This window comes from Brevibacterium sp. (assembly GCF_022712115.1).
Taxonomy (GTDB): Bacteria; Actinomycetota; Actinomycetes; order Actinomycetales; family Brevibacteriaceae; genus Brevibacterium; species Brevibacterium salitolerans.
In genome coordinates this window covers 1-12,984 of the sequence record NZ_JALAHB010000024.1, presented here as the reverse complement: position 1 = coordinate 12,984, position 12,984 = coordinate 1, and the positions used below count along the sequence as shown (strand labels likewise).

At 73.3% G+C, this 12,984-nt stretch carries 14 protein-coding genes; 7 read left to right on the top strand and 7 right to left on the bottom strand.

The annotated features are described in order from the left end of the window. Positions 1-109: 109 nt before the first annotated feature. The 6 genes from dapE (at position 110) to Q0A33_RS01090 (ending at position 4,999) form a co-directional block, all read left to right on the top strand. Entirely contained in the window at positions 110-1,270 is a 1,161-nt protein-coding gene (dapE, locus tag Q0A33_RS01115; RefSeq protein WP_291791883.1) for a succinyl-diaminopimelate desuccinylase, read from the top strand. Continuing rightward, entirely contained in the window at positions 1,267-2,022 is a 756-nt protein-coding gene (locus Q0A33_RS01110; protein WP_291791881.1) for a TIGR00730 family Rossman fold protein, read from the top strand. Before dapE ends, Q0A33_RS01110 begins: the two co-directional genes overlap by 4 nt. Beyond that, a complete protein-coding gene (gene folP, locus Q0A33_RS01105; RefSeq protein ID WP_291791878.1) occupies positions 2,019-2,963 on the top strand; it encodes a dihydropteroate synthase in 945 nt (314 codons plus the stop codon). Before Q0A33_RS01110 ends, folP begins: the two co-directional genes overlap by 4 nt. A 116-nt stretch (positions 2,964-3,079) precedes the next feature. Beyond that, on the top strand, positions 3,080-3,451 hold the full coding sequence (locus Q0A33_RS01100) for a DivIVA domain-containing protein (protein WP_291791875.1): 372 nt from the start codon (positions 3,080-3,082) through the stop codon (positions 3,449-3,451). Beyond that, on the top strand, positions 3,448-4,716 hold the full coding sequence (locus Q0A33_RS01095; RefSeq protein WP_291791872.1) for a hypothetical protein: 1,269 nt from the start codon (positions 3,448-3,450) through the stop codon (positions 4,714-4,716). Before Q0A33_RS01100 ends, Q0A33_RS01095 begins: the two co-directional genes overlap by 4 nt. 115 nt (positions 4,717-4,831) lie before the next feature. Then, positions 4,832-4,999: a DUF3117 domain-containing protein gene (locus Q0A33_RS01090; RefSeq protein WP_291791869.1), complete on the top strand. Its 168-nt coding sequence runs from the start codon at positions 4,832-4,834 to the stop codon at positions 4,997-4,999. Positions 5,000-5,047: 48 nt separating this feature from the next. Here Q0A33_RS01090 and Q0A33_RS01085 read toward each other — a convergent pair whose 3' ends face one another. After that, the gene (locus Q0A33_RS01085; protein WP_291791866.1) at positions 5,048-5,698 is read right to left on the bottom strand and encodes a class I SAM-dependent methyltransferase; all 651 of its coding nucleotides are present in this window, start codon (positions 5,696-5,698) and stop codon (positions 5,048-5,050) included. 106 nt (positions 5,699-5,804) lie between these two features. After that, positions 5,805-6,188 (bottom strand): MGMT family protein, encoded by a 384-nt coding sequence (locus Q0A33_RS01080; RefSeq protein ID WP_291791863.1) that lies wholly within the window; start codon positions 6,186-6,188, stop codon positions 5,805-5,807. A 195-nt stretch (positions 6,189-6,383) separates the two neighbouring features. On the opposite strand from Q0A33_RS01080, the gene Q0A33_RS01075 reads away from it, so the two are divergent. Further along, a complete protein-coding gene (locus Q0A33_RS01075; RefSeq protein ID WP_291791860.1) occupies positions 6,384-6,821 on the top strand; it encodes a twin-arginine translocase TatA/TatE family subunit in 438 nt (145 codons plus the stop codon). A 171-nt stretch (positions 6,822-6,992) separates the two neighbouring features. On the opposite strand, the gene Q0A33_RS01070 is transcribed toward Q0A33_RS01075, so the two are convergent. The 5 genes from Q0A33_RS01070 to Q0A33_RS01050 form a co-directional block, all read right to left on the bottom strand. Next, positions 6,993-8,186, bottom strand: a complete 1,194-nt coding sequence (locus Q0A33_RS01070) for a P-loop NTPase (RefSeq protein ID WP_291791857.1) — start codon at positions 8,184-8,186, stop codon at positions 6,993-6,995. Positions 8,187-8,254: 68 nt separating this feature from the next. Continuing rightward, a complete protein-coding gene (locus Q0A33_RS01065; protein ID WP_291791854.1) occupies positions 8,255-8,821 on the bottom strand; it encodes a DUF1003 domain-containing protein in 567 nt (188 codons plus the stop codon). Continuing rightward, complete coding sequence (locus Q0A33_RS01060; RefSeq protein ID WP_291791850.1) at positions 8,818-10,101, bottom strand: CBS domain-containing protein; 1,284 nt, start codon at positions 10,099-10,101, stop codon at positions 8,818-8,820. The genes Q0A33_RS01065 and Q0A33_RS01060 overlap by 4 nt, the downstream gene beginning before the upstream one ends. Before the next feature lie 171 nt (positions 10,102-10,272). Continuing rightward, positions 10,273-11,595, bottom strand: coding sequence for a P1 family peptidase (locus Q0A33_RS01055; protein ID WP_291791848.1), 1,323 nt, complete (start codon positions 11,593-11,595; stop codon positions 10,273-10,275). Then, positions 11,592-12,984, bottom strand: a 1,393-nt coding sequence (locus tag Q0A33_RS01050) for an aminopeptidase P family protein (RefSeq protein ID WP_291791846.1), incomplete at its 5' end; no start/stop codon positions are given. The genes Q0A33_RS01050 and Q0A33_RS01055, both read right to left, overlap by 4 nt.

The following is a 12,984-nucleotide window of genomic DNA, read 5'->3' as shown; positions in this document are numbered from 1 at the left end:
GAGTGCGACGTGGCGAGGCCGACGCCGGCGGCGAAGCGTGAAGTCATGCCCCCAGCCTATCCGGCTCCCGGCCGATCCCCGGCCCGCGGCCCCCACTACAGTGGAGCCCATGAGCGCAGACGCATCCCACCCGGACACCGGCCCCGCCGGCGCCGCCCCCACGGACACGGACCTCCTCGAAGCCGCCCTCACTCGCCCCGCTGAGCTCACCGCGCGGCTCTGCGACATTCCCTCGGTCTCCGGGGACGAGGCGCGCCTGGCCGACGCCGTCGAGGAGCTGCTGGGCAGGATCTCCGCCGGCCCGGGACCGGACCTGGAGATCGTGCGCGACGGCGACGCCGTCATCGCCCGCACGCGGCTCGGCCGTGCCGAGAGGGTGCTGGTGGCCGGCCACCTCGACACCGTCCCGATCGAGGGGAACGTCCCGAGCACGCGCCGCGAGCTCGACGGCGAGGAGGTCGTCTGGGCCCGCGGGGCGTGCGACATGAAGGCGGGCGTGGCGATGCAGCTCGTCACCGCCGCGGCCCTCCGCGCACCCGTGAGGGACGTCACCTGGGTCTTCTACGACCACGAGGAGGTCGATGCCGCGCTCAACGGGCTGGGGCGCGTCGCCGCGAACCGCCCGGATCTCCTCGAGGCCGACCTCGCCGTGCTCGGCGAGCCCTCCGACGCGGGGATCCAGGGCGGCTGCAACGGCACCATGCGCGTGGACGTGCGCACCACCGGCGTGCGCGCACACTCCGCACGCGCCTTCATGGGCGTCAACGCCATCCACGCGCTCGCGCCCGTGCTGGCCGTCCTCGCCGCACACGAGGCGGAGACGGTGACGGTGGACGGCCTCGACTACCGCGAGTCCCTCTCCGCGGTGGGCATCCGCGGGGGAGTCGCCGGCAACGTCGTCCCGGACGAGTGCGTGGTGAGCGTGAACTACCGCTTCGCCCCCTCCAAGTCCGGCGCCGAGGCCGAGGCCCACCTCCGCGAGCTGTTCGCCGGGTACGAGGTGGAGGTGACGGATCTGTCCGAGGGCGCCCGGCCCGGCCTCGACCGGCCCATCGCCCAGGCCTTCGTCGAGGCGATCGGGGCGGAGCCGGCGCCCAAGCTGGGCTGGACGGACGTCGCGCGCTTCTCCGCGCTGGGTGTGCCGGCCGTCAACTTCGGTCCGGGCAACCCGCTGTACGCGCACAAGGCGGACGAGCACGTTGCGTGCGCGGAGGTCTCCGCCGCATGCCGCAGTCTGCTCGCCTTCCTGGAGCCGGAGCGGTCCCGGTGAGCAGGCGGAGCCGGGTGACGGGACCCCTGCATCTGCGCGGTCCCGCCGTGCCGCCCACCACCGCGGACGAACGCCTGCTGGACGACGACCGGGCGGGTGCGCCGTGGGTGCACATGGACCCGTGGAGGGTCATGCGGATCCAGGCGGAGTTCATCGAGGGCTTCGGCGCGCTCGCGGAGCTCGGCCCGGCGGTCGCGCTGTTCGGCTCCGCCCGGCTGGGCGCGGGCACGCCGGAGTACGCGCTCGCGGAGGAGATCGCCGCCGGGATCGCCAGGGCCGGCGGCGCCGTCATCACCGGGGGAGGCCCGGGGATCATGGAGGCGGGCAACCGGGGAGCGGCCGGAGCGGAGGGCGTCTCGGTGGGCCTCGGCATCGAGCTCCCGTTCGAGGCCGGCCTCAACGACTGGGTGCACCTGGGCATGAGCTTCCGCTACTTCTTCGTGCGGAAGACGATGTTCGTCAAGTACTCACAGGGCTTCGTGGTGCTGCCGGGCGGGTTCGGCACGCTCGACGAGCTGTTCGAGGCGCTCACGCTCGTGCAGACGCGGAAGGTCACGCAGTTCCCCATCGTGCTCGTGGGGCGCGACTACTGGGGCGGCCTCGTGGACTGGCTCACCGACACGGTGCTGGCGCACGGCACGATCTCCGAGGCGGACACGCGTCTCTTCACCGTCGTGGACACCGCGGAGGAGGCGCTCGCCGCACTCGCGCCCTGCCTCGACCCGCTGCCGGACGGACCGGAGGGAGCGTGAGCGACGGTGCGTCCGTGAGTGGAGCGGGGGAGCTGCGTGTGGGCGACGGTGACCGCGCGGGCGAGGCCGGCGAGCTGCGCGTGGGCGGGCTCGTGGCCGGCCCCGGCGCGCCCGCGGTGATGACGGTCGTCAACCGTTCCGTCGACTCGTTCTTCGAGTCCGCGGACTCCACGGAGGCGGCGGTGCGCGCGGCGGGCGCGGCCCATGCCGCGGGTGCGGCCGTCGTGGACATCGGCGGAGTGCGCGCCGGCCGTGGGCCGCACGTGAGCACGCAGGAGGAGATCGACCGGATCTGTCCGGTCATCGCCGCCGTCCATGAGCAGCTGCCGGACCTCGTGATCTCCGCGGACACCTACCGTGCTCCCGTGGCCCGGGCGGCGCTCGCGGCCGGGGCACGGATCCTCAACGACACCTGGGCGGGTGCGGACCCGGAGCTGCCCGAGGTCGCAGCCGCGGCCGGTGCCGGCATCGTCTGCTCCCACACCGGCGGACTGGCCCCGCGCACGGATGCCCACCGCTCCCGCTACGGACTGCTGCCCGGGGACGTGGTCACGGATGCGCTCGACGGGGTCGCCGCTCTTGCGCGGAGGGCACGGGAGGCCGGGGTGCCGGCCGCGAGGGTGCTGGTGGATCCCACCCCGGACTTCGGGAAGAACACCCGGCACTCCCTCCTGCTGCTGCGCAGGATTGAGGAGTTCGCACGGCTGGGGATGCCGGTGCTGCTCGCGATCTCGCGCAAGGACTTCATCGGTGAGGCGGTGGGGGCCGCGACCCCGGCGGAGCGCCTGCCGGCCACGCTCGCGGCGACCGCCTACGCCGTGGAGCACGGCGTCTCCGTCATTCGCACGCACGACACCGCCGCGACCGTCCAGGTCATCGACATGGTCACCGCGCTCATGGGCACCCGCGAACCGCGCAGGAGCGTGCGCGGACTGCGCTGACGCCCCCGCGTCCTCCGGGCCTCCATTCCTGCCTCCGGCTGCGGCCCGGCCGGGCGCGTACGGACTGCGCTGACGACTCCGGCCCGTCGCTCAGGCGCCTGTGAGACCATGGGCGCATGCCGATCTGGATCGTAGTGGGCGTGTGCGCCGCCGTCTTCCTCCTCTGTATCGCCGTCGCGGGCGCCCGCGGTGCCTTCGACTCCGGCATGGGCGCGCGGGAGGACGATCTGCCGCCCGCACAGCGCCTGCCTGAGGCCCCCACCGCAGAGGACCTCGCCGGACTGCGCTTCACCCCGGTGCTGTGGGGATACCGGCCGGCGGAGGTCGACGCCGCGCTCGCCGCGCTGCGCGAGAGGCTGGCGGAGTACGAACGTGCGGAGGCCGCGGGTGCCGCGCACCGGACCGGGCGGGTGCCGGATCCCGCGCACGGCGCCGCAGCAGAGGCACCCGCGGAGGCCTCGGGCGCGGACCGGCCCGCCCACCCGTGAGCGGCGCCCGCACCTCCGCGGAGACCCGCGCCCGGGACGTCCGCACGCGGGAGGCCGCTCCCGTGCTGCTGCCGCGGCTGTTCTCCCGCTCCGCCCTGGACCGGGCGGCCCGCTCCTTCCTCACCCTGCCGTTCTGGCTGCAGGCGCTCAGCGTCTTCCTCGTCTCCCGCTGCGTCTCACTGGCGATCATGGCCATCGTGGTGCGCACCCAGCCGGAGGCCCCCTGGAGCTCCGGAGCGGTCACCACGCTCAACGACTTCCTCAACTTCTGGGACGGCGGCTGGTACTCCCGCGTGGCCCAGGAAGGATACCCGGAGGAGCTGCCCACGGACGGTGAGGGGCGGGTGTTCCAGAACGCCTGGGCGTTCTACCCGCTCTTCCCGTGGCTCACGCGCGTCCTGGGCGGTCTCACGGGAGTGGACTTCGAGACCGTCGCGCCGGTGCTGTCGACGGTGTGCGCGGGCGCGGCCTCCGTGGTCCTCCTCGCGCTGTTCCGGCACGTCACCACACCCGGGCGCGCGCTCACCGGGCTCGCCTTCGTGCTCTTCTTCCCCGCCTCCCCGGTCCTGGGCACGGCCTATGCGGAGGCCCTCACCCTGCTGCTGCAGGCGTGCGCGCTGCTGTGCGTGGTGCAGCGGCGGTACTGGCTCGCGCTCCTCCCCGTGGTCCTCATGGACCTGTCCCGGCCGGTGGGCGTGGCGTTCTCCTTCTTCATGCTCATCCACCTCGTCAGCCGGTTCCTGCGCCGTGCGGAGGATCCCTATCCCCGCCGGGAGGTGGTCTCCTCCTGGGCCCTGGGCGTCCTCTCCTGCGCCGCCGCTCTGCTGCACCCGGCGCATGCCTGGCTGCGCACGGGCTCGTTCACCGCGTACACGGACACCGAGGCGGCGTGGCACACCGGTCAGACGCGCATATTCGTGCAGTGGCTGGACGCCGGCACGCTCTGGATGGGCCCGGCGGGGCCCGCCGTCGTGGTGCTCCTCGTCGTGGCGATGGTCCTGCTCCTCGTCTCGCCCGCGGGCCGGACGATGGGCCGCACCCTCCAGCAGCACTGCTGGGGCTACGGCGTCTACCTGCTGCTCTTCTTCACGCCGCAGACCTCCACCGCGCGGCTCTTCCTGCCGCTCTTCCCGTTCGCGCTCGCGCTGGCGTACGTCCGCTCCTGGGCGCTCCGGGCCGTGGTGCTGCTCGCCTTCACCGTGCTGCAGCTCTTCTGGGTGGGCTGGCTCTGGCACTTCACGCCGCCGGGCGATCTGCCGCCGTGATCCGCGGGCTGCGGCCGGGACGGCGGGGGAGCATTCGACGCCCGCATCCCACCAACGGGCGCAAAATGGTGGATAATCGGTCGTGTAAGCGATACGACGCGAAGGGATTGCTCTCATGGCAGCTCAGAAGCCCCGCACGGGCGATGGACCTCTCGAAGTGACCAAGGAGGGCCGAGGCATGGTGCTCCGCCTGCCTGTGGAAGGCGGCGGACGTCTGGTCATCGAGATCAGCCCGGACGAGGCGAAGGACCTGCAGGACACCCTCGCAGCGGCGCTCGCCTGAGCTGCGCTCCGCCTGCATCTCCACGGCCCCTTCCCCGCCGGCTGCCAGTCAGCCGCGGGAGGGGCCTTCGCCTTTCCTCAGCACCAGCAGTCCCTCGTCCACCGGGAGCAGCAGCCTGCGCAGACCGCTCTGCTCGCCGAGTTCGCGCAGCATCCGCCGCAGGGCCCTCGCCTGCGGTGTGCGGACGGCGGGATCCGCCACGTCCCCGCCCTGCAGCGCGCGGCTGACGACGAGGACGCCGCCGTCCTCCAGCCGGCGCAGCGCATGGGGGACGAGCTCCACGGTGAGCTCCGGCTCCGCGTCGACGACCACGAGGTCGTAGGACCGTTCGGCCAGACGGCCGAGCACGGCGGCGGGCTCGCCGGTGATCATCCTCACCCGGTGTCCCGCGAGCCCGGCGTGGACGATGAGTTCCCGCGCCACCTCCTGGGCGTCGCCGTCCGGGTCGATCGAGGTGAGCGTTCCGGACCGCGGCATGCCCCGGAGCAGGGCGAGGGTGGCGGTCCCGGTGCCGGTGCCCACCTCGATCGCTGAGGCCGGGCGCAGCAGCTCGGTCAGCAGCGTGAGGGTCGCGGAGGAGGTGGGCGGCAGCGCTCGCCTGCGGAACTCGTGTGCGATCGAACGGGCGGCGTCGTCGACCGGAGCGGAGCCGTTGTAGTCGTCGGCCATCCGCGCACTCGCAGCCCAGTCCCGTGCCATGGGACCTCCTCTCAGCTGCGTCGACTCCCCGTACGACGGATCAGTCTAGTTGCAACTCCCTCACGTTCGCGGGGCTGCACTCAGAAGTGACCCCGGTCGCAGGGGGTCACGGAGCGTCCGGGTCCTCCTCGGGGAGGTCCGCCAGAGCGGCCTCGACGGAGGCGGCGAAGGCCGGGAGGTCCACACGGGCGGAGCGCATGTCCACCCGCGGCGGGGAGCGGTCCGCACCCGTGCCCGCGTCCGTGCCCACGAGGGGCGTGCCCTCCTCCCGCCAATGGGGCAGAGCCCGCACCGCGAGCGCCGGCGGCATCTCGCCGCGGGCATTGGGCACGCGCCACCAGGTCACCGTGGAGCCGTAGAGGCTGAGCACGCGTGCGGCGAAGCGCGCCGAGGTGCCGGCCGCCCTGCCCACATCGCCGTAGGCGGCGACCTGACCGGCAGGAATGCACTCCACAGCACGGAGTGTGCGTTCCAGAGCGAGTTCGTCCATAGGAGGAGTCTCCCAGCACTTGTCGGTCGATGCGCGGGTGTGAGGGCAGATGTCGGACGCGCTCACGAGTCTCCCAGTGCTCATGGGCTGCTGCGAGCCGCGGCCGGCACGGAGACGCCTCACGTCGGGTGCAGGACGCCTCAGCGGACGCGGAGTGGCGCACGGGACGTCTTCCGCGTTGGTAGGATCGGGGGCATGTTCGGCATCAATGGTTTCGAGTTGGTCATCCTCGTCGTTGTTGCCCTCCTGGTGATCGGCCCCAAGCGCCTTCCCGAGTACGCGGCTAAGCTCCGCGAGCTCGTCAAGGACTTCCGCCGGATGGCGGAGGGCGCAAAGGACACGGTGAAGAAGGACTTCGGTCCTGCCCTGGACGACTACGACTGGCGGCAGTACGACCCCCGCCAGTACGACCCCCGGCGCATCGTCCGGGAGGCGCTCGCGGAGGAGGACGCCGCCATCCAGGCGGAGCGGGAGCGGAAGGCCGGACGCGGTGCGGGCACCGCCTCCGCACGCGCGAACTCGCAGCAGGCCGCCCCCGCGGCGGAGAAGACCTCGCCGCTCCAGCGTCACCGTGCCCAGCAGGCCGCCCGGACCCCGGGGGCGAGCGCGCCGTTCGACCCCGAGGCCACCTGAGCACAGCTCGATCAGCCTCCTCCAGCTCAGTCTGGCGTCGGCCACCCACCTCGCCTCCGGCAGTGAACCGCTTGTGTGATCACTTTCCCCGGCCGGCCTTGCAAAAACGGCCGGGGAAAGTGATCACACGAGCGGCTTGGAAGGTGGGCACTCCGGTCCGCAGACCCAGGCTCAGCTGGGCCGCAGTCCCAGGCTCTTCCCTGCCAGTGATTCCGTGCGCCGCATCAGCTTCTCCGCCACCTGCGCGATCGCCGCGGGCCCCGGAGACTGCGGGTGGGTGAGGACGGCCGGGACGCCTGCGTCAGCTCCCTCGCGCACCGCCGGGTCCAGCGGCACCTGGCCCAGCAGCGGCACGTGCACGGGGCCTCGTGCCTCCTCGTCCGCCGCCTCGAGCCTGCGGGCGAGGCTGTCCGCCACCGTCCGTCCGCCGCCTTCGCCGAACACCGCGTTGCGGGAGCCGTCCGGCATCTCCATCCACGACATGTTCTCCACCACGCCGGCCACGCGCTGGCCCGTCGAGGTGGCCAGCGCCCCCGCGCGCTCGGCGACCTGCGCGGCGGCCTGCTGCGGCGTGGTGACGATGAGCAGCTCCGAGCCCGGCAGCAGCTGCGCCGTGGAGATCGCGACGTCGCCGGTGCCCGGCGGCAGGTCGAGCAGGAGGATGTCCAGCTCGCCCCAGAACACGTCCGTGAGGAACTGCTCGAGCGCGCGGTGCAGCATGGGACCGCGCCACACGACCGCCTGGCCCGGGTCCACGAACATCCCGATGCTCATGACGGACACGCCGTGGCCGGGCACCGGCAGGATCATGTCCTCGAGCTTGGTCGGCTTGGAGCGCGCGCCCAGCATGCCGGGGATCGAGAAGCCGTAGATGTCCGCGTCGAGGACGCCCACCCGCAGTCCGCGGGCGGCGAGCGCGGCGGCGAGGTTCGCCGTCATCGACGACTTGCCCACACCGCCCTTGCCCGAGGTGACGGCGATGACCCGGGTGAGGCTGTCCGGCTGCGCGAACGGGTTGACCCTGCCGGCGCCGGAGCGGAGCCTGTCCCGCAGGGCGCCGCGCTGCTCCTGGGTCATGGTGCCGAGGGTCAGCTCGACCTCTCCCACCTCGTCCAGGGCCAGGAGCGCGGCGCGCACGTCCCTGCTGATGGTGTCCTGCATGGGGCAGCCGGCGATGGTGAGCAGCACGGTGACGTGTGCCGTGCCGGCCTCGTCCAGCCGCGCGGACTCGACCATGCCCACCTCCACGATGCTGCGGCGGAGCTCCGGGTCGATGACCCCGCGCAGCGCCTCGACGAGGCGTGCGTCGGAGTCGGCACTGGGCAGATCGCGGCTGGGGGACTGTGCCTCTGGGGTGTCGGCCATACGGCTCGATGCTCTCCTCGTGGGTGTGGAACCGGTGTCGTGTGCAGGTGCGCGGCCCGTGGCGGTGCTCAGGCGGGCGGTGCGTGGCAGCCGCAGGTGCACTGCCCGGCCGGCGGGGCCGGGACGTCCTGCGCGGGCTGCCGCGCGGTGTCCAGGTGTGAGCGCGCCTCCTCGATCTCCTCGAGCACGCTGCGCAGCTCCGAGCGGACGAAATCGCGGGTGGCGACCTCGCGCATCGCGATCCGGAGGCTGGCGATCTCCCGGGTGAGGTACTCCGTGTCGGCGAGGTTCCGCTCCGCTCGCTGGCGGTCGTTCTCGAACTCGACGCGGTCACGGTCCGCGCTGCGGTTCTCCGCGAGCAGAATGAGGGGTGCGGCGTAGGAGGCCTGCAGGGAGAGGATGAGGGTGAGGAGGGTGTAGTTCAGTGCCTTGGGGTCGAACTGCAGGGACTCCGGCGCCCACGTGTTCCATCCCAGCCAGACGGCGCAGAAGACCGTCATGCCGACGAGGAAGGCGGGCGTGCCCATGAAGCGCGCGAAGCCCTCGGCCAGCCGGCCGAACGTCTCCGAGGACATCCCCAGCTGGGGCATCCGGCGGCGTGCCGAGCGCGGTGTCTCCAGGCCCGTGCTGCTCATGCGCTCACCTCCGTACGGCTCGTCTCGCGGTTGTCCCGCCAGTCCTCAGGCAGGAGGGCGTCGAGGACGTCGTCGACGGTCACCACGCCCACCAGGTGCTCGCCCTCGTCCGTGATCGGCACGGACACCAGATTGTACGCGGCGAGCAGTGCGGCGACCTCACCGATGGGTGCCTCGGGCGGCAGCGGCTCCACCTCCGTGTCCAGGAGGGTGCCGATCGATTCGTGCGGAGGGTGGCGGAGCATCTCCTGGATGTGCACGATCCCCAGGAACTTCCCGCTGGGGGTCTCCAGGGGCTGACGGCAGACGAACACCGCGGCTGCCACCGCGGCCGGGAGCTCCTGCCGGCGCACGTGCGCCAGAGCCTCCGCGATGGAGGTCTCCGGCGAGAGGATGATGGGCTCCGTCGTCATGAGGCCGCCGGCGGTGTCCTCGTCGTAGGCGAGGAGGGTGCGGACGTCCTCGGCGTCGTCGGGCTCCATCGCCTGCAGGAGCTGCTCCGCGCGCTCGTCGGAGAGCTCGCCCAGGATGTCCGCCGCGTCGTCGGGCTGCATCGTCTCCAGCAGCGTCGCGGAGCGCTCCAGGCCCACGGCGTTGAGGACCTCCACCGCGTCGTCCTCCGGCAGCTCCTCGAGGACGTCCGCGAGCCGCTCGTCGTCGAGCTCGCGGACGACCTCGAGACGGCGCTTCTGGTCGAGCTCGCGGAGGACGTCGGCGAGGTCCGCCGGCTTGGTCTCCTGGTAGGCGGCGATGAGCTGTGTGGCGCTCTGGCTCTCCGCCGCATCGACGGGATGGTCGACCTCGGACCAGTCCAGCTGCAGCGTCTCGCCGCGGCGCCGCAGCGCGGAGAACGCCGTCCGCTGCTCGCTCACACGGCGCACGAAGAGCCGGGCGACCTCCCAGTCGCGGTTGCGCTGCTGCTCGATCCCCACGTCCTCCACGACGACGGGGGAGCCGTCCTCGCGGATGCGCAGGCGCTGGTCCAGCAGGTCAGCCATGACCAGGGTCTCCGTGGCCCGCTTGGCGAAGCGTCGCATGTTCACCAGTCCGGTGGTGATGACGGCGCCCACGTCGATGCTCGTCACCCGTCCGATGGGCACGAACACGCGCCGGCGGCCGGGCACCTCCACGACGAAGCCGATCACCTTGGGTCTGCGCCGCATGGTGGAGCGGTACACGATGACGGCATCGCGGATTCTGCCCACCTGGTCGCCCAAGGGGTCGAAGACCCGGGTGCCGGCGAGGCGGGCGATGAAGATCCGATCCGTGCTGCCGCTCATGCCTCCCATGCTACTTCCCGCGCTCATCCGCGCGGACCGGAGCGGCGCTCCGCTCCCGTCGTTGCGCAGACGGCGCGCAGACGGTGCGGGGTTGCTCCGGGTGCGCCGGGTCAGGACCTGGGCAAGCTCGACCACGACGCCGGAGGGGACGACCGCTCCGGGTGCACTGGGTCAGGACGGCGAGCCGGTCGCCGAGGCGGTGCCGTCCGCCCGCAGACGGGACCAGGCCTCGGCGAGCTCCGGGGCGATCTGCCGCAGCGCGGCGGGCCGCGGCAGCCGGGCAGCAGCTGTCCCACGGGGAACCGCCGGCTCGCCGCCTGCGGACCCGTCTCCGTGCAGGACCTCACTCGCATCCTGCGGACCCGCCGGGTGCGGCACGGCGCTCAGTGCGGCGTCGACGATCGCCAGGGAGAGGGCGTCCGCCGCTGCAGAATTGAGCATGAGGAGGTCGAGCGGGTCCAAAGGCTCGTACGGCTGCCGCGACATGCCGCCGGCCGCAGCCCCACCGATGGCCGCCGCGTCACCGCCGGCCGCAGCCCCACCGGTGGAGAGCGCGAAGACCGTGTCCCCGTCAGCCAGGGTGTGCGAGGGGTGGATCGCCCGTGCCAGGCCCGCCTGGGCGGACTGCGCGAGCCGGGTGGTCTGCGCGGAGTCCAGCGGGGCATCCGTGACGATCACCGCGATGGTGGTGTTGCCGCGGGTGGCGTCACCGGAGGCGTCCGATTCCCGCAGTGCGGCGCTGAGGGAGGGATCACGGCGGGCGGCGGAGTCGATCTCCAGTGCGCGCTCCACCCAGTCGGCGGGCGCGGAGGGGAGCTCCGCGCCCATGCGGGAGAGAACGCCGGCGGCGTGGAGGCGGCCGGAGGGCTCGAGGACGTCGCCCATGGGGTTCGCGGCGACGATCGCCGCGACCAGCCGGCCCGTGGGGGTGCGCAGGCACACGGAGCCCAGCCCGCCGCGCAGCAGACCGCGGCCGATGAAGGCACCCGTGCCCGCACCCACGCTGCCGCGGCGCAGCGGAGCGGACGCGGCGGTCGCCGCACGGTGCGCCGCCAGTCCCAGCTCCGCATCCGGGTGGCGCACCGTCCCGTCCCCGCGGCCCAGGTCGTAGACCGCGGCGGCCGGGACGATGGGCACGACCGCCCCGGGCAGTCCGGGTGCGGGGAAGCCCCGGCCGTCCGCGGCCAGCCCCTGCTGCACGCCGCCGGCCGCGGCGAGTCCCCAGGCGCTGCCGCCGGTGAGGACGAGGGCGTCCACGGCCGACGAGTGGGTGCCCGGGACGAGCACGTCCGTCTCATGCGTGGCGGGGCCCCCGCCGCGCACGTCCCTGCCCGCCACCGCACCGGGCGGGGCCACGATCGCAGTGGTGCCGGTGAGCCAGCCGCCGGCCGTGCGCTCGGCGGAGCCCACCCGGACACCGGGAACGGACTGCACGTCGCCGCCGGGCACCAGCGCGCCCGCGACCTCGCGGAACGGAAGTGTGGGCGGCGTCATGCCGAGGCGCCGCCGGTGCGGTCACGGCGGTCGGCACGCTGCGGCCGTCCGGACAGCTCCTGCACCCAGGCCTCGACCTCCGCACGGGTGCGCGGGAAGCCGGCGGAGAGGCTCTCCACACCGTCCTCCGTGACGAGCACGTCGTCCTCGATCCGCACGCCGATCCCGCGGAACTCCTCGGGCACCAGGAGGTCCGCCTGCTTGAAGTACAGGCCGGGCTCGATCGTGAACACCATGCCCGGCTCCAGCTCCGCCTCGAGGTACATCTCCCGGCGCGCCTGCGCGCAGTCGTGGACGTCGAGGCCCAGGTGGTGGCTCGTGCCGTGGACCATCCACCGGCGATGCTGCTGCCCGCTCTCCGCGAGCGCCTCCTCGACGCTCACCGGCAGGATGCCGAAGTCGTGCAGGCGTGCGGCGATGACCTCCATCGCGGCGGTGTGCACGTCCGCGAAGCGGACGGTGCGGCGGGCGTGCTCGCCGGCGACGGCGAAGGCGGCGTCCGCGGCCTCGAGCACGGCGTCGTAGACCCGGGCCTGCGTCTCGGTGAACGTCCCGGACACCGGCAGGGTGCGGGTGATGTCCGCCGTGTAGAGCGAGTCCGCCTCCGCGCCCGCGTCGAGCAGCAGGAGGTCGCCGGCGCGCACCCGGCCGTCGTTGCGGATCCAGTGGAGGGTGCAGGCGTGGTCGCCCGCGGCCGCGATGGTGTCGTATCCCACCCCGTAGCCGTCGAGGCGGGCGGCGGACTCGAAGCTCGTCTCGACGAGGCGCTCGCCGCGCGCGTGCTCCGGAGCGGCCGGGAGCGCGGCGACGGCGCGGTCGAAGCCCCGGCGCGTGATCGCGACGGCGTGCCGGAGCTGCTCGACCTCGTGCGCGTCCTTGAGCAGCCGGAGCTCGGAGAGGAACTGCTGCAGCTCGTCGTCCCCGGCGTGCGCCGCCTCGAGGTCAGCCGAGACCTGCATGCGGGCGGCGTCGATCTGCGCCTCGACGCCCTGGTCCGCGCCCCGCACCACCCGGACGGAGACCGAGCCGAGGTCCTTCGTGACGGCGTCCATCGCGGTGGAGGAGTCCGCGGTGGCGATGCCGGTGCGCACCCGCATCGAGTCGAGGTCGTCGCGCGCGCCCACCCAGTACTCGCCGTAGCGGGCGTCGGAGAAGAACTCCTCCGTGTCCGCGCCCGCCCGCGGGCGGAACCACAGGACGGCCTCGTGCCCGGGGTCACCGGGGCCGGCGTCCTCACGGGGTTCGCACACCAGCAGCGCGTCCGGTTCGGAGTCGTTCTCCAGCCCGGTGAGGTGGATGAAGGAGGAGTGCGCCCTGAAGCGGTAGTCCGTGTCGTTGGAGCGGACCTTGAGGGGGCCGGCGGGGATCACGAGACGCTCGCCGGGGAAG

Bases quoted from the DNA above. Each gene is read 5' to 3' on its own strand.
- dapE (WP_291791883.1), top strand. From the start codon at position 110: ATGAGCGCAGACGCATCCCACCCGGACACCGGCCCCGCCGGCGCCGCC.
- Q0A33_RS01100 (WP_291791875.1), top strand. From the start codon at position 3,080: ATGCCGATCTGGATCGTAGTGGGCGTGTGCGCCGCCGTCTTCCTCCTC.
- Q0A33_RS01090 (WP_291791869.1), top strand. From the start codon at position 4,832: ATGGCAGCTCAGAAGCCCCGCACGGGCGATGGACCTCTCGAAGTGACC.
- Q0A33_RS01085 (WP_291791866.1), bottom strand. From the start codon at position 5,698: ATGGCACGGGACTGGGCTGCGAGTGCGCGGATGGCCGACGACTACAAC.
- Q0A33_RS01080 (WP_291791863.1), bottom strand. From the start codon at position 6,188: ATGGACGAACTCGCTCTGGAACGCACACTCCGTGCTGTGGAGTGCATT.
- Q0A33_RS01075 (WP_291791860.1), top strand. From the start codon at position 6,384: ATGTTCGGCATCAATGGTTTCGAGTTGGTCATCCTCGTCGTTGTTGCC.
- Q0A33_RS01070 (WP_291791857.1), bottom strand. From the start codon at position 8,186: ATGGCCGACACCCCAGAGGCACAGTCCCCCAGCCGCGATCTGCCCAGT.
- Q0A33_RS01065 (WP_291791854.1), bottom strand. From the start codon at position 8,821: ATGAGCAGCACGGGCCTGGAGACACCGCGCTCGGCACGCCGCCGGATG.
- Q0A33_RS01060 (WP_291791850.1), bottom strand. From the start codon at position 10,101: ATGAGCGGCAGCACGGATCGGATCTTCATCGCCCGCCTCGCCGGCACC.
- Q0A33_RS01055 (WP_291791848.1), bottom strand. From the start codon at position 11,595: ATGACGCCGCCCACACTTCCGTTCCGCGAGGTCGCGGGCGCGCTGGTG.